The organism is Mesorhizobium sp. M0184 (assembly GCF_040322215.1).
GTDB lineage: Bacteria > Pseudomonadota > Alphaproteobacteria > Rhizobiales > Rhizobiaceae > Mesorhizobium.
Map to the genome: position 1 here is coordinate 1 of NZ_JAMYSZ010000055.1, position 20896 is coordinate 20896.

Here is a 20896-nt window from a genome sequence, read left to right on the forward strand (position 1 = left end):
GCTTGACTTCGGTGCCCGACCACTTGCCGAACAGGATGCGGTCGCCGGCCTTGACGTCCAGCGGGACGAGCTTGCCGGCTTCGTCACGGGCGCCGGAACCGACGGCGATGATCTCGCCTTCCTGCGGCTTTTCCTTCGCCGTATCGGGGATGATGATCCCGCCGGCGGTCTTCGCTTCGGACTCGACGCGGCGAACGACCACGCGGTCATGCAGCGGCCGGAAATTCGACTTTGCCATTTTTGGATTTCCCTGGTGCGGATGTTGAACGGTTCTCCGTTGCCGGAGCGTGTTTAGCACTCACCAGAAGCGAGTGCTAACGCGGCAGTGAGATAGGCCGTAGGCTCCTGCTAGTCAAGACGGAAGAGGGACGGGCGAAGAGCAAACGAGCGTGGAAGCACCGAGCCTTTTACGTGAACGACGTCGGAGATCGGACATGGATGGGGCGGCTCACCATTTGCAACTGAAGGCTTTATTCATTTGGCACGATTGGTGCAGCGAATGATCCGCAAACGTTGCGCGCGACCGATATAATGAGAGGTGATCGCCATCAGGATTCCTGCGTTAACCGTCCACTCGGTCTTTACGGTGTGGCCGCCGCGCGGGCGCCAGGACTCCGGCCATCCCGATAGTCACCAATCCAATCTGCGGAGAACAGGAGGCAAGATGAGAGCGACAGTCAGCACGAACTCGAATTTGAGATGTTTGGCCAAAGCAACTGCCATCGCCTTGCTCTGGACGGTCACGGCTACATCGGCGGACGAAGGTATGTGGATGCCGGGCCAGACTGCGGAAGTGTGCGCGGCCATGCGCGCGGATGGGCTCCAGATCGATCCCGCCCAGCTGGGCCGTCTAGACGCTGACCCGCTCAACGCGATCGTATCACTGGGCGGATGCTCCGCCTCGTTCGTCAGTCCACAAGGGCTGGTCGCAACCAATCATCATTGCCGTGTTAGAATCCATCCAATACCACAGCAAGGAGGGCCAGGACTATCTCACAGACGGCTTTCTGGCGAAGAGCCCTGGGTGAAGAATTGCCCGCGGCGCCAGGCAGCCGCATCTATGTGATCGAGGACATGCGGGATGTGACCGCCGAAATGCTCAAGAGCGTCTCGGACAAGCTGAACGGGTTTGCCCGCTATGAGCGGCTCGCCACGAACAAAAAGGCCCTGATCGCCGCATGTGAAGGACAGCCCAATCGCCGTTGCGACGTATGGCGGCGTCTCCTACTATCTCCTCCAGAAGCTCGAAATTGAGGACGTGCGCCTCGTCTATGCGCCCGCGCTCGGCATCGGCAACTTCGGCGGCCAAACGGACAACTGGATGTGGCTGCGCCACACGGGCCACTTCGGCTTTTATCGCGCCTATGTCGCTCCTGATGGTTTCTCCCGGCCATATGCGCGCGACAATGTGCCTTACCGGCCGAAGAGTTGGCTACCCATAGCCTGTGAAGGCGTCAAGGAAGGCGACCTTGTGATGGTCGCCGGCTTTCCCGGGGCAACCCACCAGTTCCTGACCGCGGATGAAGTCCGGTTCAACTTCGCGCAATTCGAACCGCGGTTGCAGCGTTCGCTCTCGGATTATCCCGCCCAGATCAATCAGGCAACGGCAGGCAATCGCGAGGCGCAGATCCATTGACCGCCCGCTTCACAAATTGGCTCGGCCTAAAACGCATGGGAAAAGCAGAAAAGGCAACAGATCGGCACCAGAATGAATATGGCCGCGCGAACTGACAGACGCGCCAACAATCGGCATCTCGCATGGTCGGTGGCACTGGACGTGGCTCCCACCCTGCTGGCGCGACTCCCATCAGGTCGTCGCGGTTTCGCTGGCGAAAAAAACTTCCGCGTGTCTCTGCGCGATCCATCCCGCTTGCGCGTGCCTAGTCAACCAAAAAACTGACCATCTGCAGGATCAGGATCAGCAAAAAAAAGCCAAAGGCAGACGCCAAAACAGCTGCCAGCAGGACGATGCGTTGTTTCTTCACCCACAGTTCCCCCGGGAGAGAGTCTAATGATAATCCCTAAAAAAGGCGCCCTGGAACAGGGCGCCCTACGCTAATTTGTGCAAGTTAAAGTTTAGCTTGCCTGCTTTATGTAATTAAACGTTTCTCTTATGCGACACTTCTCCAAGTGTTACTTGCGCAAATCGAACGTATCACACATTTAGACGAACTGTACATTCGATAGCGACTTTGACGCATGCGTTTACTGGCGGTATACCATCCTTCACCGATGCCGCAAGGCATTGGCCCACTCGCGCACCTCCTTCACGACAAAGGTTGAAAGCCCGTCCTCGGGCGTTTCATTTCCAAGATCACTTCGATCCACTCATACGGGCTTCCCGAGCGAGACCGTGGGTTCGGACTTGCGAATGAATTTCTCGTTATAATCGAAATGATTATAAGGGATATTTCTACGTTGAGTATAAAGGATGTCAAGCCCGCGCCAGCGGCAATTTTGTCCGGGCGACCGCCGTTTCGTCGAGGACATGGTGGCGGAAGCGATAAAGTTTCGCCGGCCGACCGCCGGTATCAAAAGCACTTGGCCGGTCTCCTCCACCAGTTCCTGCTGCTCCATCAACCGGCGAAAGTTCTGCTGAAGCGCCCCTGCCGATGTAATCGTCAACGCCGTCCGCGTCAGCGCATTGTGATCGGTGAGAAAGCCGACGACATTGTTGATGACGAACGTAACGATCCGCGGGTTCAGAGAGGAATGTGCGCTTCGTCCAGATGGATGGAGTGGGCTGGCAGGTTCCGGGCGGCCGCGCCGTTGAGGATGCAGCATCGAGAGCCGCGCTCGCCGAGGATGACATAGGTCGAGATTCGCGCGCCGGAAGTCTTGCTCCATGTCTCCACGAATCCATTGGCAGGATCCCGGGTTCTTCGCGTGGTCAGGGTCGAGCAGTATCGAACCGTGGTAGTTGAGCTTTGCTCGGTGACGTGGATGCCGTGCAGCTTGCCGGCGACTATTTTCGCATTGCGTTGTCCTATTCATCTCACAGAGCCAGTCCTGATGTTGAGCAGCTTCGGTGGGCTAAATCCCGACGACGAGCGCCCCGCCGCTGAGTCCCGCACCTGCCGCCGCCAGGAGTATTTTCTCGCCCGGTCGAAACGGCTCCGTCTGATGGGCCAGCGACAGAGAAAGCGGGATCGTCGCGGCGGAAGAGTTGCCATATTCGGCGATCGTCTTGACGATCAGGTGATCGGCAACGCCGAGGTTTCGCCCGACCGCATCGAAAATGCGAGCATTGGCCTGATGCGGCACGAACCGGTCGACATCCTGTGGTCGCACTCCGGCAGCGGCTAGCGCGCTTATCGAGCAATCGGTCATCATCTCGACGGCCTTTGCGAACACTTCGCGGCCGTCGGTCATCGTCATTCGGGTTTGCGCGAGGTCGAGGTCACCGTGGAACGGCTTGTTGCTTCCTCCTGCGGGAATCTGGATCAGTCCGTATCGCGAGCCGTCCGAATCCACAGAGGCACCGAGAATCCCCCGATCAGTATCCTCGCAGGGACCGATCACGAGGGCGCCGGCGGCATCGGCAAACAGCACGGCGCTGGCGCGCTCAGAGGGATTGATGCGGCGGCTGAGGATATTGGCGGCGATAACAAGGCTCGCTTTGCCGTGCAGGCGGGTAAATCCGTCCGCAAACATCAGCGCATAGATGAAGCCGGCGCAGGCGCCGGTCAGATCGACAGCGCCGGCGCGGCCAAGGCCGAGCTTGTGTGCGACCAGGGGTGCACTGGGCGGCAGAAGATGGTCGGGCGTCGAGGTGGCAAGCAACAGCAGACCGATGTCGTGGCGCGCAATGCCGGCGTTCGCCAGCGCCATGTCGCCAGCCTGCGTGGCAAGACCAGACAGCGTATCTTCATCCGTTGCCCAGAATCGCGAGCGAATTCCGGTGCGCCGCTCGATCCAGCCAGGTTCGAGCCCGAGATTGTTCTCGATCTCGGCATTCTCCACTTTGCGCCCAGGCGCATGATGGCCAAACCCGAGAATGCGCGACGACCTGGTCATGGCTTCGAACCGAAGCGTTCGCCGGCCTCCTCGATGGCGTCATAGAGCCCGTCCAGTTCCTCGCCGGTGATGCAATAGGGCGGCAGAAGGTAGAGGACATTGCCGAGCGGGCGCACGAGCAGGCCGCGCTCGAGGAAAAATGCGCGCAGCTTCGGCCCGATCTCGGCCAGATAGCCGGCAGAGCCGGCGCGCAGGTCGAGGGCCGCGAGGGTGCCGGTCGTCCGGCTGTCAGTGAAGTAGGGATTGTGGCGAAAGCGTTGAAGCCCGGCGGCCTGCTTCGCGCTCAAGGCCGCGATCCGCTCGGTCACCGGCTCGTCGCGCCAGATCTCGACATTGGCAAGTGCTGCCGCACAGGCAATCGGATTGGCGGTGTAGGAACTCGAGTGGAAAAACGTCTTCTTGCGATCCGCCGAACAATGAGCCTGGAAGATCGCATCGGTGGCAAGCGTGGCGGCCAGCGGGATGGTGCCGCCGGTCAGGCCCTTCGAGGTGCACAGGATATCTGGAGAAATCGATGCCTGCTCGCAGGCGAACATGGTTCCGGTGCGTCCCCAGCCAGTCATCACCTCATCGGCGATCAGCAGCGTTCCGGAAGTCTCGGCGATCTTCTTCAGTTCGGTGAGAACCCAGGCCGGATACATCAGCATGCCGCCGGCGCCAAGCACAAGCGGCTCGACGATCAAGGCGGCGGCGCGCCGGTCGCGGGAGACGGCCTCGAACCGATCCAGCGTTTCCTGCTCACGCCCTGCGGCCGGGAAGGGAATGGTGTCGACCTCGAACAGCAAGGGTTCGTAGGCGGCGTTGAACACGCCACGGGCACCGACGCTCATCGTGCCGATCGTGTCGCCATGATAGCTGTGCTCCATGACGACGATGCGCGAGCGCGGCGCGCCGATGTTGCGGAAATAGCCGAGCGCCATCTTCAGCGCGACTTCGACGCTGGTCGAGCCGCTGTCGGAATAGAACACCCAGTCGAGTCCGGCGGGAGCGAGTCCGACAAGCGCCTTGGCCAAGCATTCGGCAGGCTCGTGCGTGAAACCTGCGAAGATGATCTGGTCGAGGCTCGAGGCGGTCGTCTCGATTGCCTTCATAATGCGGGGATGGCGGTGGCCATGTGTGACGACCCACCAGGAGGAAATCGCGTCCAGAATGCGCGCGCCATTGGCTTTGTGGAGATAGGCGCCTTCAGTCAGGACGATTTCAGGGATCGCCGGCTCGAGCGCGTGCTGGGTGAAGGGGTGCCACACACGGGATTGCGGCATCATTCGCCTCCGGCAATCAAAGCGAGGTCGAAGCCCGCAATCATCGCTTGTCTCAGCGTTTTGTCCGTCAGCGGATCGAGGTGCGGCAGCCTGCCGAGTTGCGGCACGTCGCCGAATTCCACGATCGTCCGTTGCGTATCGGTCATCTCATCGCCGATGAAGGCGATGCCAGCCAGCGGGATAGCGCGCGCCCGCAGGGCCTCGATCGACAGCAGGGTGTGATTGATTGTTCCGAGCGCGGTGCGGGCGCACAGAATGACCGGCAGCTGCCACTGTGCGAATATGTCGATGAACCTTGTCCGGCGGTTCAGCGGCACCATCAGCCCGCCGGCGCCTTCGATGACGAGCGGTGTCGGCAGGACCGGAAATGAAAGATCGGCAGCCTCGATCGAAACGTCGTCGATTTCGGCCGAACGATGCGGCGAAAGCGGGCTCTTCAAGCGGTAGGCTTCCGGCAGCACGCGCCCCGACGGCAGCCCGGCAAGTCGCGCAACCGCCTCGCTGTCGGTCTCGCCGTCGAGGCCCGATTGCACCGGCTTCCAGTAAAAACCGTCAAGCAGGCCGGCAAGCCCGGCCGAAAACACCGTCTTGCCAATTCCGGTGTCTGTTCCGGTGATGACGATGCGCTTGGTCATGTCGCCTCCGGTCATGTGTGGGCCAACACCTCGACGAGCGCCTCGACCATGGCGGAAATGTCGGCTTCGCCGATATTGAGCGTCAGTGAGATGCGCAGCCGCGACGTGCCCTCGGGCACGGTCGGCGGACGAATGCCGCGTATGTCGAAGCCGCGGGCCTGCAGGCGCGCCGCCACTGCCATGGTGCGCCTGACATCGCCGATCACCAAGGGCTGGATCTGAGAGCCACTTGGTATCACGCCGCAGCGATCGACCAATTGGCGGCCTGCGAGGGCGACGCGTTCATGCAGCTGAAAACGCCGCATAGGCTCGTCGGCGAGCATTGCGAGCGCTTCGCGCGCCGCGACCGCCATCAGCGGCGAGGGCGCGGTGGCGTAGATGAATGGCCGGCAACGGTTGATCAGATACTGGCACAGTGTCCTCGGCCCGGTCACGAGCCCACCAGATGCGCCGAGCGCCTTGCCGCAGGTGTGGAGCGCGACGATGTTGTCGCGGCCCTCGAAAGCGGCGGCCAGCCCCCGGCCGTCCGGTCCCCAGACGCCGGTCGCGTGCGCCTCGTCAATGACGATGAATGCGTTGTGCCGATCGGCAAGCGCGGCCAGGCTCTCCAAAGGCGCGCAGTCGCCATCCATGCTGTATAGGCTTTCCACCGCAATCCAGACGCATCCCATGCCGCCTTCGGCGCGCCAACGCTTGATCGCGTCCTCGACAGCATCGACGTCGTTGTGCGCGGCCAGCTTGAACTCGGCACGTCCGGCCTGTGCCCCCTCATGCATGCTGGCATGGGCGAGCTCATCGAGGACCAAAAGGTCGCCCTTCTGCGGCAGCGCAGTCAGCAGAGCGAAGTTGGCGATGTAGCCGCTGCCGAAGAACAGCGCGCGGTCGGCTCCAAAGAATGCCGCCGCGTCTGCCTCGAGCTGCTCGTGTTCCGGTGCATTGCCGCGCAACAGCCGCGACCCGGTGGCGCCAACCGACGTGCCCCGCGCAATCGCCGCCGCAACCGCTTCGCCAAGTCTTTTGGAGGCGGCAAGCCCGAGATAGTCGTTCGACGAGAAGTCGCGCCCGGCGCGCGGCTTCAGCGTCCGCAGCCGGTCCTTGCGCGCCAGTCCCTGCAAGGTCGCCTCATAGCGGGCAAGCGGTGCCCCGTTCATTGCGCCTCGAGTTCCATCGGCTCGATGCCAAGGCGCCGGAACAGCAGGGTATCCTTGTCCTCACCGGGATTGTCCGCCGTCAGCAGCGTGTCGCCGACGAAGATCGAGTTGGCGCCGGCAAAAAAGCACAGCGCCTGCATCTCGTCGGTCATGGCCGTACGGCCGGCGGAAAGACGGATATGCGATTTCGGCATCATGATGCGCGCCAGCGCGATCACGCGCACGAATTCGATCGGCTCGATGGGCTTGGCGTCGGCAAGCGGGGTGCCGGGGATCGGGATCAGCATGTTGATCGGAACGCTTTGCGGATGTTCCGGCAGGTTGGCCAGCGTCACCAGCATGCCGATCCGGTCCACCGGCTCCTCGCCCATGCCGACAATGCCGCCGCAGCAGACCTTGATGCCGGATTGGCGAACGCGCTCGAGCGTCTCGAGCCGCTCGGCAAAGCTCCGCGTGCTGATGATCTCGCTATAGTAGCGTTCCGACGTATCGATGTTGTGGTTGTAAAAGTCGAGACCAGCCTGCTTCAGTCGAGCGGCTTGCTCACGATCGAGCATGCCGAGCGTCATGCAGGTCTCCATGCCCAGCGACTTGACGCCTTCGACCATCGCCACCACCGCATCCATGTCGCGCGCCTTGGGGTTTCGCCAGGCCGCGCCCATGCAATAGCGGGTGGCACCGGCGTCACGCGCTTTCTTCGCTTCGGCGACGACGTACCGGACCTCCATCAGCTTCGACGCCTTCAGGCCGGTCTCGTGATGCGCCGACTGGCTGCAATAGCCGCAATCCTCCGGGCATCCGCCCGTCTTGATGCTGAGCAGCCGGCTGAGCTGGACCTTGTTTGGATCGAAATTCTGGCGGTGCACGGTTTGCGCGAGGAAGAGGAGGTTGTTGAAGGGGGCATCGTGAAGTGCCCGAGCCTTCTCCAGGGTCCACGCTCCAGGGTCAGGGGATTGAGCCTGTGGCGATGTCTGCGTTGGACTGGCTGTTTGCATGTCCATGCTGTTCCTCCGGTTCTGCCTTGCTTTGCTGTCTGATTGATGACGATCGGAAAGGACAGTTGATTCGATCCTGTTCGTCCCTCAGGCAATCATGGGCCCCAATAGTCGAGGCCGATATCCAGGATCGGCGCGCTGTGGGTCAGTCGGCCGACTGAAATCAGATCAACGCCGGTCGCGGCAATCGCTCGCGCTGTATCGGATGCGATCCCGCCAGAAGCCTCGGTGATAGCACGGCCGCCAACGATTGCGACGGCCCGGCGAAGATCGGCGAGGGACATGTTGTCGAGCAGAACCGCATCGGGAGCGAAGCCAAGTACCTCCTCCAACTGGGCCAGCGTATCGACCTCGACTTCGATCTTGACGAGATGACCGGCCCGTCTTCGTGCTCGCTCGAGCGCCGGGCGAACGCCGCCTGCGATGGCGATGTGGTTGTCCTTGATCAGAATTGCGTCGTCGAGGCCGAAACGGTGATTGGATCCGCCACCCGCGCGCACCGCATACTTTTCGACTGCCCTCAATCCGGGCGTCGTCTTGCGCGTGCAGACGATCTTCGCGCCATATCCACGAACCGCAGCGACGATCGATGCCGTTGCTGTAGCGATGCCGCTCAGATGGCACAAAAAATTGAGTGCCGTCCGTTCGGCTGTGAGAATGGCCCGGGCAGGGCCAACCACTGATGCAATGACCTCTCCATCCATGACATTGGAGCCGTCTGCCCGCTCCACCGAGATTTCGACATCAGGATCAATCAAGCGGAAAGCGAGCATCGCCAGATCGAGGCCGGCGACAACTCCGGACTGGCGCGCCGCCAGCACGGTTCCCGCTTGGTGTTCCTTCGGGACGATGGCCTCCGTGGTCAAGTCGCCGGCTCTGCCAAGGTCTTCAAGAAGAGCTGCCCTTACAAGCGGCTCAAGCATGATCATGGGAAGCGGTGAGAACGTCATCACTTTGCCCCTTCGAGGCTTGGCGAGTGTCCGAGTTCCCGCGCAGCGGCCAAGGCGGCTTCGAGGGTGATTTCGGACCGTCGGGCGACAGTCGCATGATGAGGAAAATCTGTCCGGTAATGAGCGCCGCGGCTTTCTTGGCGCAACAAGGCGGCAACCGCGATCATTAGCCCGACAGCCGCCGCATCCGAGGCCGCGTCCTTGCTTTCGGCGAGCGGCAATAAGGCACGTGCGGCTGCTTTCAAACCTTCACCATCCCGGACGATGCCGAGTGCGCGCGACAGGAAAACACGCACGGGTGTCGGAGCGGGCGATGGGTAAACGTCCGCAAACGCAGGCTTTGTTCTGCGAGCAGGCGTTCCGGCGACACTTTCAGCGACCCAGCGCGCGCACACGACGGCCTCGGTCAAGGAATTGCTGGCGAGCCTGTTGGCGCCATGCAGTCCTGTCGAAGCGACTTCGCCGCAGGCCCACAGCCCCTTGACGGAGGTCCTACCGGAGCCGTCCACGGCAACGCCACCCATGTGGTAGTGTTGGGCCGGACGAATGGGGATGAGATCGCGCGCGGGATTGATGCCGGCTCCACGACAGGCTGATGCGATTGTCGGGAAGTGTCGAGCAAATTCCGGGCCAGGCCGTTGCCGCGCGTCTAGAAAAACACGGTGGCCGTTGGCAAGATGGTTCCAGACGGCGCGCGCCAAGACATCACGAGCCGCAAGTTCCGCCCCTGGCACCCTCTGGAGAAAAGCCTGGCCGGTTTCGTCGATCAAGGCAGCACCTTCGCCGCGGACGGCCTCGCTGACCAGCACCATAGGGCGTTCCGGGCCGTCAAGCGCGGTCGGGTGGAACTGGATGAACTCGAGGTCGGCAAGGACAGCTCCAGCGCGCGCCGCAAGCGCCAGGCCCTGTCCGCAACTGGCGCAAGGATTGGTGGTGTCGAGAAACAGTCCCCCGATCCCACCGGTGGCGAGGACGACCCGCCGTGAGCCGAAGAAGACAGGTCCTATCGAACCGCTCGCCCAGACGCCTCGGATCCCATTCTCTCGCACCGCCAGCCGGCGCGCTTCCATGCCCTCCACGACAACAATCGACGGAGTGGAACGCACAGCCGCGATCAGGGCACGCATGATTTCACGCCCGGTGCCGTCACCATGCGCATGAACGATGCGACGTCGGCTGTGTGCGGCCTCCAATCCGAGGCACAGTGATCCTTTCGACGTACGGTCGAAGGGAACCCCAAAGCCCGCAAGCCCCTCTATCGCCTTGGGCGCGGCTTGGAGGATGCGGCTCGCCACGTCTGTGTCGCAGAGACCATCCCCGGCGGCAAGCGTATCGGCCAGGTGCAGTTCCGGATCGTCGTCTTCGCCGAAACTGGCAGCCAGACCACCCTGAGCCCAGGTGCTCGAATTGTCAGCTCCCAGCAGCGTCCTGGACAGAAGCAGCACCGGCTCCGGCGCCAGTTGAAGCGCGGTCATCAGTCCGGCGATGCCGCCGCCGATGATGATGGGCCGCCCGAAGAAGCTGCGGACATCCGGGCTCAAATTGCCAGCATCCGTTCGACCGCAAGCCGCGCGCGCCCGGCGATCCCGGGTTCGATGGTTACGATATGGTGGTTCTGCTCGAGCGCCATGCGGATGTTGGCAAGCGTGATCCGCTTCATGTGCGGGCACAAATTGCAGGGCCGGATGAACTCGACCTCTGGGTGCGCTAACGCGACGTTGTCGCTCATCGAACATTCCGTCATCAGCACGACACGTGCCGGCCTTTGCCTTTCGACATAGTCGGACATGGCAGCGGTCGAGCCGGAAAAATCTGCTTCAGCCACGACGTCGGGCGGGCATTCGGGATGCGCGAGCACGATCACGCCGGGATGGCTTTCGCGCAACTCGCGGATGTCGGCCGGTGTAAAGCGCTCATGCACCTCGCAATGGCCTTTCCAGGCGATGATCTGCACATCGGTCTGGGCGGCGATATTCTGGGCCAGATATTCGTCCGGCAACATGATCACCCGGGGAACGCCAAGGGATTGGACGACCGCCTTGGCGTTGCCGGATGTACAGCAGATATCCGACTCGGCTTTCACTTCGGCGGACGTGTTGACATAGGTGATGATCGGCACGCCGGGATAACGCTGGCGCATCAAGCGCACGTCTTCTGCCGTGATAGATTCCGCCAACGAACAGCCTGCCCGCAGGTCGGGAATGAGCACCGTCTTTTGCGGATTGAGCAGCTTGGCCGTTTCGGCCATGAAATGTACGCCGGCCAGCACGATGACTTGCGCCTCGACCGTCGCAGCCGTGCGGGCCAGTGCCAAGCTGTCGCCGACGATGTCGGCCACGCAATGGAAGATCTCGGGGGTCTGATAGTTGTGCGCCAGGATGATGGCGTTGCGCTCGCGCTTCAGTGCAAGGATCGCCTCGATATCCTCGACGAAAGCCGGCCATTCGATCGGCGGGATCACTCGTCGGACGCGCTCGTAAAGAAACGCGGTCGCAGGCAGCATGGCGCTCATCGACCCCTCCAGCTTATACTCTAGTTGAAAATAACCAGCATATACTTGCTGTGAGTATAAGCGATGTCAACCCCGCGCCAGCGGCAATTTTGTCCCGGCGATGACCCTCTCGTCGAGAACGGCGTGGCGGAACCGGTAAAGCTTCGCTGGCCGGCCGCCGGTCTCCGCGGTTGCCTCTCCGGTCTCTTCGACCAGCTCCTGCTGCTCGATCAGCCGGCGAAAGTTCGGCTTACGCACGAGCCTGCCGGCAAGCGCCTCCACGGTTCGCTGCAGCTGCAAAAGCGTGAAGACCGGCGGCATCAGCTCAAAGACGACCGGCCGGTATTTGATCTTGGAGCGCAGCCGCGCAATGCCGGTCGCCACGATGCGGCGATGATCGGCGACCATAGACTTGCTGGGCACCAGCGGAGGCAGCGTCGCGTCCCGTCCGCTTCCGGCCTCTTGGACCAGGCCTGCTTCGTAGACTAACTCATAGCGTTGAAGCGTGAGTTCCTCGTTCCAAAGGCGGTCGTCGAAGCCGAAGGCTATCGTCGCCCGCTGCCAGCGTTCACGTCGCGTGGCCGCGTCGCTGACGCCGTCTGCCCATTCAATCAGGCGCGGTCGCAGAACGTCCAGCACGACCGGAGGCGTGCCGGAGCGGTGGTCCTCCCATGGAAAATATTCATACCAGCTCTGCCAGCCGCACTTGGGCGAGCCAGCTGCCTGTTCCTTGCGGGTCAATGCGAGATAGCTGATGGAGATGACGCGCTGCTGGCGCTCGGCGCCGATGCGATCCCGATCCGCGAAGGTGTAGAGTTGCTCAATATACCCCAGCGGATGGCCGGTCTGCTGCTCGACCCACCCCCTCAAACCGGATTGCAGCGATCGGTGCTCAAGCGCAAATGGTCCGGAGGGCAGGGTGTCCGCCTGGCCGATGGTGAGGACACAGGGTTCACTGTCGTTTACGGCGACGACAAAGGCGATCAGGTCCACTTTGACTTCGTCGGCCTTGACGGCGGCTCTGTCTTTCCTGGGTCCTTTTGCCTGATCGTCCATGTTCGCGAAAGTGGTTGGCCAGCTCGGGGGCGCCTGAATCGATTTAAGTGTAAGCGCGCCTGTCCGCACGTCAACACCGCACAGCTGCACGGCCATTTTTAGCTCTTCGCACTTGCACAAAAATGTGGCAAACGCGACACCCGCGGTTGGTAACGTTGGGGAAGGAGGGTCCATTGAGTGCGTTTGGTGACACCAAGGCGATCACACCGCCGGATATTCGTTCGCGCAAAGGTGGGACGCCGCTCGTCTGTCTTACCGCCTACACGACCCCAGTCGCCCGGCTTGTCGATCCCCATTGCGATGTGGTGCTGGTCGGCGACAGCGTCGGCATGGTTCTCCACGGCCTGCCCTCGACGCTCGGTGTGACGCTGGAGATGATGATCATTCACGGCCAGGCCGTGCGCCGTGGCCTCGAGCAGGCGCTGATGGTCGTCGACCTGCCGTTCGGTTCCTTCGAGGAAAGCCCCGAGCAGGCTTTCCGCAATGCCGCGCGCGTCATGGCCGAGACCGGCTGCGCGGCCATCAAGCTCGAAGGCGGCGAAACGATGGCAGAGACGATCGGCTTCCTCGCCGCGCGCGGCGTGCCGGTCATGGCCCATGTCGGCTTGACGCCGCAGTCGATCAACACCATCGGTGGCTACCGCGTGCAGGGCAGAGGCGGGGATGCCGAGCGCATCAGGCGCGACGCGCTTGCGGTGAGCGAAGCGGGCGCCTTTGCGGTCGTGCTGGAGAAGGTTCCCGAGGCGCTCGCCCGCCGGATCACCGGGGAGGTGGCGACCCCGACCATTGGCATCGGTGCCTCAGCAGCCTGTGACGGCCAGATTCTCGTCGTCGACGACATGCTGGGCCTCTTCGGCGACTTCCGGCCCAAATTCGTCAAGCGCTATGCTGAACTGGGGGAGGCCGCTGCGGCTGCGATCGCGGCCTATGCGCGGGAAGTGAAGGAGCGCCAGTTTCCGGCCGCCGAGCACGTGTTTGCCGATGCGCCCAAGCCCGCCGACGGGGACGCCACCAAGAGCGGAGAAGCAGCGTGAGCGTGCCGATTGTCAGGAGCGTTGCCCAGCTTCGCCAAATCGTCGCCGCATGGCGCCGCGAGGGCGTGAGGATTGCCGTCGTGCCAACGATGGGCGTCCTGCATGAGGGCCATCTCAGCCTGGTGCGCGCGGCACTCGTGAAGGCCGACCGGGTGATCGTGACGCTCTTCGTCAACCCGAAGCAATTCAACAGCCAGGCCGATCTCGCAGCGTATCCGAGCACCGAGGACGAGGATGCCGCCAAGCTGGCACCGCTTGGCGCGCACCTGCTTTATGCGCCGGACGCAGAGGAGATGTATCCGGCGGCCTTCGCCACGACCGTTTCGGTGTCCGGTGTCAGCGAGGGCCTGTGCGGTGCCTTCCGGCCGGGACATTTCGATGGCGTGGCGACCGTCGTCGCCAAGCTCTTCCTGCAGACCGGCGCTGACTTCGGCTTCTTTGGCGAAAAGGACTTTCAGCAGCTTCAGCTAGTCAGGCGTATGGCCCGGGACCTGGATATTCCAATCACCATTGTTCCTTGTCCGACAGTCCGCGAAGCCGACGGTCTTGCACTATCATCGCGCAATGTCCGGCTCTCGCAAGCAGAGCGTGCTGTTGCCCCCGAGCTATCATCGGTCTTGCTCGAGACGGCTGAGCGGCTTGCCCGCGGCTCGCCCGTCCTGCCAACGCTTGCCGAAGCGCACGCAGCAATTCTGGCTGCGGGCTATCGCGAGGTCGAATACCTGGAACTTCGCGACGAGGCAGATCTGCGACCCATGACAAGCCTTGACCGACCTGCACGCTTGCTTGTCGCGGCCTGGCTCGGCGGCACACGGCTCATAGACAACGTCAGAATATCACGGGTTTCAACAGATTAACGGGGTTCTCGGCACGCGCTGTATCCGTCCGGGATCGTTTAAAACAAGGTCTCTGCCTGGCATCGAGCGATCACGGAGGTTACGCAAAGCGCAAATGCATCGCGTGTTTGAGAACTTCGTCGAGCAACTGTCTGCAAGTGTTGATGCTGCCGATCTCCGTGAGGCAATGGCATCCGCTGCAGCCGGCTTCGATTTTCCGCTATTCGCCTATTTCACTTACCCGTCGGCCCCCGGCGACGCCCCGCAATTGATCTCAAACTATCCTTCATCCTGGACATCACGTTATCTGCAACAGCGGTACCACAGTCTTGATCCGGTCATCCTGCGCGGGCTGCAAGGCTGGGATACCTTTGATTGGGGTGTGGATCGCGCTCGGCACTGTCTGCCGAATTCGCAGCAACAAATTCTGGAGAGTGCGGCTGAGTTTGGCATCCGCGGCGGCCTGACGATGTCCATGCATGATCATTGCGGCCGGTTTGCTGCCCTGACCTTTGCTTCCGACGAGTCCCGCCCGCCTCTGTTGCGGTCACTGACACGTTACGAAAAAGCATTGCAGCTGGTGGCCATCAACTTTCATATCCATGTCCGGCGCAGGCTCGCCGACGATCGCATGGTGGATGGTGTAACGCTCACCCCGCGGGAGTTCGAGTGCCTGAAATGGGCGGCGCGCGGCAAGTCGGCTTGGGTTATCAGCCAGCTTCTCGGCGTCTCAAAGCGCACCGTGACCTTTCATCTGGAAAACGCCAAGGCAAAGCTTGGCGTTCGAACGATCAACCAGGCCGTTGCACGACTGGCTGCCTCCGGCCAGGCGAGATCCTGATTCGTCGGCCACGATAGCTGTAAACCTCTACAGGCTGCATCGCTGCCGGCTTTGCCCTTCGATGGCGGGAACACATCCCGCACGGAGGCGACCATGATGCAGCTGATAACACCAGACCTTTACGACGAGTTCGCAAGCGAGCTCAAAGAGATGCACGGGCTCAGGTTTCGGGTGTTCAAGGAAAGGCTCGATTGGGAAGTTGATACCGAAGACCAGATGGAAACAGACCCGTTTGATGGTCTGAAGCCTGTCTATCTGCTCCTCAAGGGATCCGACTGGCGAATTCGCGGTTGCGTGCGTCTTTTGCCCAGCACCGGACCCACAATGTTGCGCGACACGTTCCCGGTGCTGCTGGGTGCTGACGTCGTGCCCTCGACCTCCGACATATGGGAGAGCAGTCGTTTCGCGCTCGATCTTCCTCCGTCGGCGCCCAAGGCAGCGGGCGGACTGGCCCAGGCAACCTACGAGCTCTTCGCGGGCATGATCGAGTTCGGCTTGGCCAAGGATCTGACCCGGATAGTAACGGTGACGGACACGCGCATGGAACGGATCCTTCGCCTCGCGACGTGGCCATTGTCGCGCATCGGACAACCCAAGTCCGTCGGCAAAACGGAGGCGGTGGCCGGGTTTCTCGAGATTTCCCGCGCGAGCCTTTTGCGCATCCGCAGCAGGGGACGTCTGAGCGGACCGGTACTGTGGCAACCGGTTCTAGGCCCGTCGGCATTGTGGACACCTGAGCCGTGAAGGATGCTGGTCTGCCCAAGGAAGCGACGGTCGGTCTTGTATGCTGGCCGGACTGGCGTCGTCACGAAGCTTACCACTACGCCAGACGATTGCCACGCACTGCCTGGGCCTGGGAGTTTCTTCGGCGCAATCCACAATTCCAGCGCGACCACGCCAAAATGGCACCGTCCGCCTGCATTGTCGGAGCCCAGGCCGACCTGAAGATAATCGAGTTGACGACAGGATCATCTATCCTAAGACACTGGAGCCTCCTTTTTCGCGGACGCGCCACAGTCGGACGCTACGTCGGCAAGGGTCTTTTGGGATCCGCGCGACTGCGCCCGTATTCTACGAGCGGCCGCGGAGCCGGTTGGGCTCGACCACGATTTTGAACCGCTTGATCTCCCTTCGCTCTCATGCTGCAAGGACATCCTGCTGACACCTGCCGGCGTGCAGCACGTGCTGCTGAGGGAGGACTGCCGGAGTCTGCAGATCGCCCTTTCCGGTGCATCCGTTCTCCGCCCGTTGCGGCTATATGTCGACGCGATCGTGCAGCCGCAGCACCTGAAGTTCCATGTCGCTGCCCTTCAGTTCCTGAACGACATCAATGGTTGCGGCCGCCTGGCAGCTGCTTGCTTTCCGCCGGAACCCCGCGGAGCGCGTCTGCGTATCGTGCTCCAGGCTTTGGATGGCTCGCTTGCGGGAGCATCTCATCAGGAGATCGCCATTGCCCTGTTCGGGAGACGCCGTGTCGAAGAAGATTGGTCTCATCCAGGTAGCCATCTTCGCGATCAGGTGCGTCGCGCCATCCAACGTGGCCGCTACCTGATGGGCGGCGGCTATAGACAGTTCCTGATGTAATTCGGGTGACAGCTTGGTGATTGTCTTATTCGAAAACGCGCAGGCATCAATCTCCATTTCTCACTGCTATTGTGCCTTGTACAAGACGTGACACGCGCCTAGTTCTTCCGCTGCGGGAATCGGGTTTGAGTAATACGGACGAAGCACTGAGAACCAACGTTTTCGTGATAGTGCATTTCATGCCCCGAGAATCCTGATGACCGTTACCAACCCCGACAAAGCCGGCGCTGACTGAAACGGTCGCTGAACGTGCTCTGTGGCCTGCGCCGCCTGACTCTCGGTTTCGGCCATGCCGACTAACAGCGTATTGATACGCCATCGCGGGCTAAGCTCTACCGGCGAAAGCCGCGTCAAAGCGGCAGGCAATCAGAAACTAGATCGGCGGCGACGATGATTATGATCAACGTGACGAACACGTGAATCATGCCGACGGCGCCGACGTTGCCGATGATGATGATGCCGACCATGCGTCGCTGATGCTGCCTAACTACAGTGCTGTGTGATCATGCCGATCACCGCGTGACCACGAGCGGCGGCGGTTCGTGGTCAGGTGCGTGGCCGGGATGATCGCGCATGGCCGATTGTTCCTTCGTGCCGCGGGGTGTGGGCTTGCGTCCGGTCATGAGGACGTCAGGCGCAACGAGGAAGTTAGATCAGGGCCCCAAACGCGGCTTATCCATGGGGTGGATGATAGCTATCCCTACAATCAATTATACCAATATTACCCAATACTACTAGAAGATCCCCCAATGAAAGCGGCCGGATGGGTATCCGTCTCGCGTGGGCTGAAGCTGCCGGCAAGAATGGGAAGACGAACATGTGCGGGATTGTTGGCATCGTTGGGCAACAGCCGGTGTCGGATCGGTTGGTCGACGCATTGAAGCGTTTGGAATATCGCGGCTATGATTCCGCCGGCGTTGCGACGATCACCGAAGGTGCCTTGCACCGCCGGCGCGCCGAGGGCAAGCTCGTCAATCTCGAGAGGAGACTGAAGGAAGAGCCGCTGAGCGGCAACATCGGCATCGGCCACACGCGTTGGGCAACCCATGGGGCCTCGACGGAACGCAATGCGCACCCGCACTTTACCGACGGTGTCGCCGTCGTCCATAACGGGATCATCGAGAATTTCACCGAGCTGAAGGACGAATTGGCGGCGGCTGGCGCCGAGTTCCAGACCGATACCGACACCGAGGTCGTCGCGCATCTCTTGGCAAGACACCGCCGGGAGGGCATGAGGCGGCAAGAGGCGATGCGTGCCATGCTGAAACGCGTCAGGGGCGCCTATGCGCTTGCCGTCCTCTTCGAAGATGATCCGTCGACCATCATGGCGGCGCGCAACGGACCACCGCTGGCGATCGGTCACGGCGACGGCGAGATGTTCCTGGGCTCCGACGCGATCGCGCTCGCTCCCTTCACCAATGAAATTACCTATCTCATCGAGGGCGACTGGGCCGTTGTCGGCAATTCGGGCGCCCATATCTTCGATTTCGACGGCCATCCCGTCGAGCGTCCGCGCCATACCTCCACGGCCGCGGCCGATCTGGCCAACAAGGGCACTCATCGCCACTTCATGGAGAAGGAAATCTACGAGCAGCCCGAAGTCATCGCCCATGCTCTCCGTCACTATAGCAACATCATAGAGAATCGCGCCGACACGGTTTCTGGCATCGATTTCGCCAGGATCCCGAGCTTGGCGATCTCGGCCTGCGGGACCGCCTATCTCGCCGGACTGATCGGAAAATACTGGTTCGAGCGCTATGCGCGCCTGACAGTTGAAATCGACGTTGCGTCCGAATTCCGTTACCGCGAGATCCCGTTGTCGCCGCAGTCGGCGGCTCTTTTCATTTCGCAGTCCGGCGAAACCGCTGATACGCTCGCATCGTTGAGGTACTGCAAGGAGCGTGGGCTGAAAATTGGCGCTATCGTCAATGCCTGCGAATCGACCATCGCTCGGGAGGCCGATGCGGTCTTCCCGATCCTTGCCGGACCGGAGATCGGCGTCGCCTCCACCAAGGCGTTTACCTGCCAGCTTGCCGTTCTAGCCGCACTCGCCATCGGCGCCGCCAGAGCCCGCGGGACCGTAACCGAAGACGAGCTGCAGGCGCTCGTCAGGAGCCTCGCCGAAGTGCCGCGCGTCATGGGCCAGGTACTCAACTGCATCCAGCCGGAGATCGAGTTCCTGTCGCGCGAACTGTCAAAGTGTCGTGACGTCCTGTATCTCGGCCGTGGCACCAGTTTCCCGCTAGCCATGGAAGGTGCGCTGAAGCTCAAGGAGATTTCCTACATCCATGCCGAGGGCTATGCGGCGGGTGAATTGAAGCACGGTCCGATCGCATTGATAGACGACAACATGCCAGTGATCGTCATCGCGCCCCATGATCGCTTTTTCGACAAGACCGTCTCCAACATGCAGGAAGTGGCTGCCCGTGGAGGGCGGATTATCCTCATCACCGATGAAAAAGGGGCAGCCGCATCGAAACTCGACACCATGCACACGCTCGTGCTGCCGGCTGTCGACGAGATTATCGCGCCGATGATCTTCTCGCTGCCGATACAGCTTCTTGCCTACCACACGGCGCTCTTCATGGGCACAGATGTAGACCAGCCGCGCAATCTCGCAAAATCGGTCACGGTCGAATGATTGTGAACCTTTATAGGTGGCGATGCTTGTCCATCTTCGCTGCATCGGCGGTGGAAATTGGTCGAAGGTATCAGCGTCCGCGAGGCTGGGTGGACGGTGCCGCGAATAGCCACTGGAGGCGTCAGTGAGAGTTCGAGTTGCTGTTCAAGAAAGCCATCGGGGAGAATGAGTCGTGTAGGATCGCAGGTCGAATGCGCTACAGCCGATCAGGCCATCTCATGGCGGGCAGGTTCTTAGAACTTGATCAGAAGCAGGTGAGCCGCCATATTCCGACCCGGCTGCCAATTTCAAGTGGCCCATTCCATGGATGAGGCCGGTCCGGCCGAATGGACGTCCATTTTTTTGATTTGCTGGGTGTGCGCCAGGGTCGGGGAGGAAATCTCCCGATTTGTCAGGCGCTCCCATCTTCTTGGAGATGTTTATGAAGGATTCGCGCATTCCCGAGCCAGTCTTGACGGCTATGTCGCAGGGGACCCACATCATCCGCGCTTATCGTGAGCACCTTGGGTATTCAATCGAGGACCTCGCGGTCGCGTGCGGGCTTGCCGCTCAGGAAATCCAAAACATCGAGCGGGGTCTAAAGTACAATAAGGGCTATCGGAATCGGATAGCGAGATCGCTGTCCATACCTGTGGGAATTCTTGAGGCAGAGTCGGACATATCGGACGCCGCCTGATCAGTCGGATAATCTGCAATGGGTGGAAGACCGCTCTTGTGATGTGACGTTTGCGGCTGATAGTCGTCGCTTGATTCCGTTGGACGCGAATGCCTTCTGGCGCAGTACCGCCAAGAGAATTCTCGTCCACTGTCCGAGTCAGGAACTGCACACGGGCTCGCCGAACAGGAAGTTGGAACGCTTCGTCATGCTGTCTTAGGCGATATAGCCGCCCGGAGTGCTGCGACACGTGCACGATAGCATTGGCTCGCGAGGATGGATTGCTAACGGCGAACCCATGCTGGTCGGCAAGGCGATACTGGCTGGAGCATCAACTCGGCCGACGAGAGTGGCCCCCCATCCTAGGCAGGATCGGCCGACATGGCCGGCATCGCGAGCCGCTCTGAAAAGAGCACAGCGGGCATCCAGACGCTGCCGGGTTGACTATGGGTGTCGGAACCGCAAAAAGGGGCCGCTCTTCATGAGTGGCGTGCGCCGGCAGTCTAACCCCAAGCCCCCCGCCAGGCTGCCGGCGCGCTTCTAGCCGCCTTGATGCACGGCGATAAGCTTTTGACGGCCTGAAGCGACATTGTGGTCGCCGTTGCGGTGCTTTTCCACGCGCCTCGTCAGGCGCCGGGATTGCTTCGTCGTGATGGCAGGCGAGGGTTTGCAGGTTGCGGTCGACGGGTTCGTTTCGGGGCGTCTGCCCCCATCGTTATGTCGCGAGTTGGGGGATGCGATCGAGGAC

Annotated in this window: 21 protein-coding genes and 2 pseudogenes; 10 read left to right on the plus strand and 13 right to left on the minus strand. The window is 61.5% G+C overall.

The annotated features are described in order from the left end of the window. Positions 1-238 (minus strand): co-chaperone GroES (locus tag NKJ23_RS32750; RefSeq protein WP_352684856.1); only part of this gene is annotated, 238 nt, incomplete at its 3' end. 528 nt (positions 239-766) lie between these two features. Here NKJ23_RS32750 and NKJ23_RS32755 point away from each other — a divergent pair. Together NKJ23_RS32755 and NKJ23_RS32760 are read left to right on the plus strand one after the other, a co-directional pair. Continuing rightward, positions 767-1066 carry a S46 family peptidase gene (locus tag NKJ23_RS32755; RefSeq protein WP_352684879.1) on the plus strand — a complete coding sequence of 100 codons (300 nt, stop codon included), beginning with the start codon at positions 767-769 and terminating at the stop codon, positions 1064-1066. Beyond that, a pseudogene (locus NKJ23_RS32760) lies at positions 1033-1636 on the plus strand (S46 family peptidase). Before NKJ23_RS32755 ends, NKJ23_RS32760 begins: the two are co-directional and overlap by 34 nt. A gap of 798 nt (positions 1637-2434) precedes the next feature. Here NKJ23_RS32760 and NKJ23_RS34810 read toward each other — a convergent pair. From NKJ23_RS34810 to NKJ23_RS32810, 11 genes and pseudogenes are all read right to left on the minus strand, one after another. Next, a pseudogene (locus tag NKJ23_RS34810) lies at positions 2435-2640 on the minus strand (NrtR DNA-binding winged helix domain-containing protein); the annotation flags it as partial. A 62-nt stretch (positions 2641-2702) separates the two neighbouring features. Continuing rightward, positions 2703-2990, minus strand: a complete 288-nt coding sequence (locus NKJ23_RS32765) for an aspartate 1-decarboxylase (RefSeq protein WP_352684881.1) — start codon at positions 2988-2990, stop codon at positions 2703-2705. A gap of 43 nt (positions 2991-3033) precedes the next feature. Beyond that, positions 3034-4017: a 3-oxopimeloyl-[acyl-carrier-protein] synthase BioZ gene (bioZ, locus tag NKJ23_RS32770; protein WP_352684859.1), complete on the minus strand. Its 984-nt coding sequence runs from the start codon at positions 4015-4017 to the stop codon at positions 3034-3036. Next, positions 4014-5279, minus strand: a complete 1266-nt coding sequence (locus NKJ23_RS32775; protein ID WP_352684861.1) for an adenosylmethionine--8-amino-7-oxononanoate transaminase — start codon at positions 5277-5279, stop codon at positions 4014-4016. The genes bioZ and NKJ23_RS32775 overlap by 4 nt, the downstream gene beginning before the upstream one ends. Further along, positions 5279-5914 carry a dethiobiotin synthase gene (bioD, locus tag NKJ23_RS32780; protein WP_352484144.1) on the minus strand — a complete coding sequence of 212 codons (636 nt, stop codon included), beginning with the start codon at positions 5912-5914 and terminating at the stop codon, positions 5279-5281. Before bioD ends, NKJ23_RS32775 begins: the two co-directional genes overlap by 1 nt. An 11-nt stretch (positions 5915-5925) precedes the next feature. Further along, the gene (locus NKJ23_RS32785) at positions 5926-7065 is read right to left on the minus strand and encodes an 8-amino-7-oxononanoate synthase (protein WP_352684863.1); all 1140 of its coding nucleotides are present in this window, start codon (positions 7063-7065) and stop codon (positions 5926-5928) included. Then, entirely contained in the window at positions 7062-8060 is a 999-nt protein-coding gene (bioB, locus tag NKJ23_RS32790) for a biotin synthase BioB (RefSeq protein WP_352684884.1), read from the minus strand. Before bioB ends, NKJ23_RS32785 begins: the two co-directional genes overlap by 4 nt. A gap of 95 nt (positions 8061-8155) precedes the next feature. After that, on the minus strand, positions 8156-9010 hold the full coding sequence (gene nadC, locus NKJ23_RS32795; protein WP_352684865.1) for a carboxylating nicotinate-nucleotide diphosphorylase: 855 nt from the start codon (positions 9008-9010) through the stop codon (positions 8156-8158). After that, positions 9010-10551, minus strand: coding sequence for an L-aspartate oxidase (locus NKJ23_RS32800; protein ID WP_352684866.1), 1542 nt, complete (start codon positions 10549-10551; stop codon positions 9010-9012). Before NKJ23_RS32800 ends, nadC begins: the two co-directional genes overlap by 1 nt. Then, a complete protein-coding gene (gene nadA, locus NKJ23_RS32805; RefSeq protein ID WP_352684868.1) occupies positions 10548-11522 on the minus strand; it encodes a quinolinate synthase NadA in 975 nt (324 codons plus the stop codon). The genes NKJ23_RS32800 and nadA overlap by 4 nt, the downstream gene beginning before the upstream one ends. A gap of 66 nt (positions 11523-11588) precedes the next feature. Next, complete coding sequence (locus tag NKJ23_RS32810) at positions 11589-12557, minus strand: NUDIX hydrolase (RefSeq protein WP_023722073.1); 969 nt, start codon at positions 12555-12557, stop codon at positions 11589-11591. A 173-nt stretch (positions 12558-12730) separates the two neighbouring features. Between NKJ23_RS32810 and panB the strand changes: the two genes are divergently transcribed. The 8 genes from panB (at position 12731) to NKJ23_RS32850 (ending at position 20169) form a co-directional block, all read left to right on the plus strand. Further along, positions 12731-13591 carry a 3-methyl-2-oxobutanoate hydroxymethyltransferase gene (gene panB / locus NKJ23_RS32815; protein ID WP_352684870.1) on the plus strand — a complete coding sequence of 287 codons (861 nt, stop codon included), beginning with the start codon at positions 12731-12733 and terminating at the stop codon, positions 13589-13591. Beyond that, positions 13588-14448, plus strand: a complete 861-nt coding sequence (panC, locus tag NKJ23_RS32820; protein ID WP_352684872.1) for a pantoate--beta-alanine ligase — start codon at positions 13588-13590, stop codon at positions 14446-14448. The genes panB and panC overlap by 4 nt, the downstream gene beginning before the upstream one ends. Before the next feature lie 94 nt (positions 14449-14542). Then, positions 14543-15268, plus strand: a complete 726-nt coding sequence (locus NKJ23_RS32825; protein ID WP_352684875.1) for a LuxR family transcriptional regulator — start codon at positions 14543-14545, stop codon at positions 15266-15268. Positions 15269-15361: 93 nt separating this feature from the next. Then, on the plus strand, positions 15362-16012 hold the full coding sequence (locus tag NKJ23_RS32830) for an acyl-homoserine-lactone synthase (RefSeq protein WP_352458529.1): 651 nt from the start codon (positions 15362-15364) through the stop codon (positions 16010-16012). Then, a complete protein-coding gene (locus tag NKJ23_RS32835) occupies positions 16009-16383 on the plus strand; it encodes a transcriptional regulator domain-containing protein (RefSeq protein WP_352518021.1) in 375 nt (124 codons plus the stop codon). The genes NKJ23_RS32830 and NKJ23_RS32835 overlap by 4 nt, the downstream gene beginning before the upstream one ends. A 157-nt stretch (positions 16384-16540) precedes the next feature. Next, positions 16541-16852, plus strand: coding sequence for a DUF2285 domain-containing protein (locus NKJ23_RS32840; protein ID WP_245278728.1), 312 nt, complete (start codon positions 16541-16543; stop codon positions 16850-16852). An 817-nt stretch (positions 16853-17669) separates the two neighbouring features. After that, positions 17670-19493 (plus strand): glutamine--fructose-6-phosphate transaminase (isomerizing), encoded by a 1824-nt coding sequence (gene glmS, locus NKJ23_RS32845; protein ID WP_352503068.1) that lies wholly within the window; start codon positions 17670-17672, stop codon positions 19491-19493. 460 nt (positions 19494-19953) lie between these two features. After that, the gene (locus NKJ23_RS32850; RefSeq protein WP_352453550.1) at positions 19954-20169 is read left to right on the plus strand and encodes a helix-turn-helix domain-containing protein; all 216 of its coding nucleotides are present in this window, start codon (positions 19954-19956) and stop codon (positions 20167-20169) included. 519 nt (positions 20170-20688) lie between these two features. Here NKJ23_RS32850 and NKJ23_RS32855 read toward each other — a convergent pair. Next, positions 20689-20896, minus strand: a 208-nt coding sequence (locus NKJ23_RS32855; RefSeq protein WP_352593245.1) for a hypothetical protein, incomplete at its 5' end; no start/stop codon positions are given.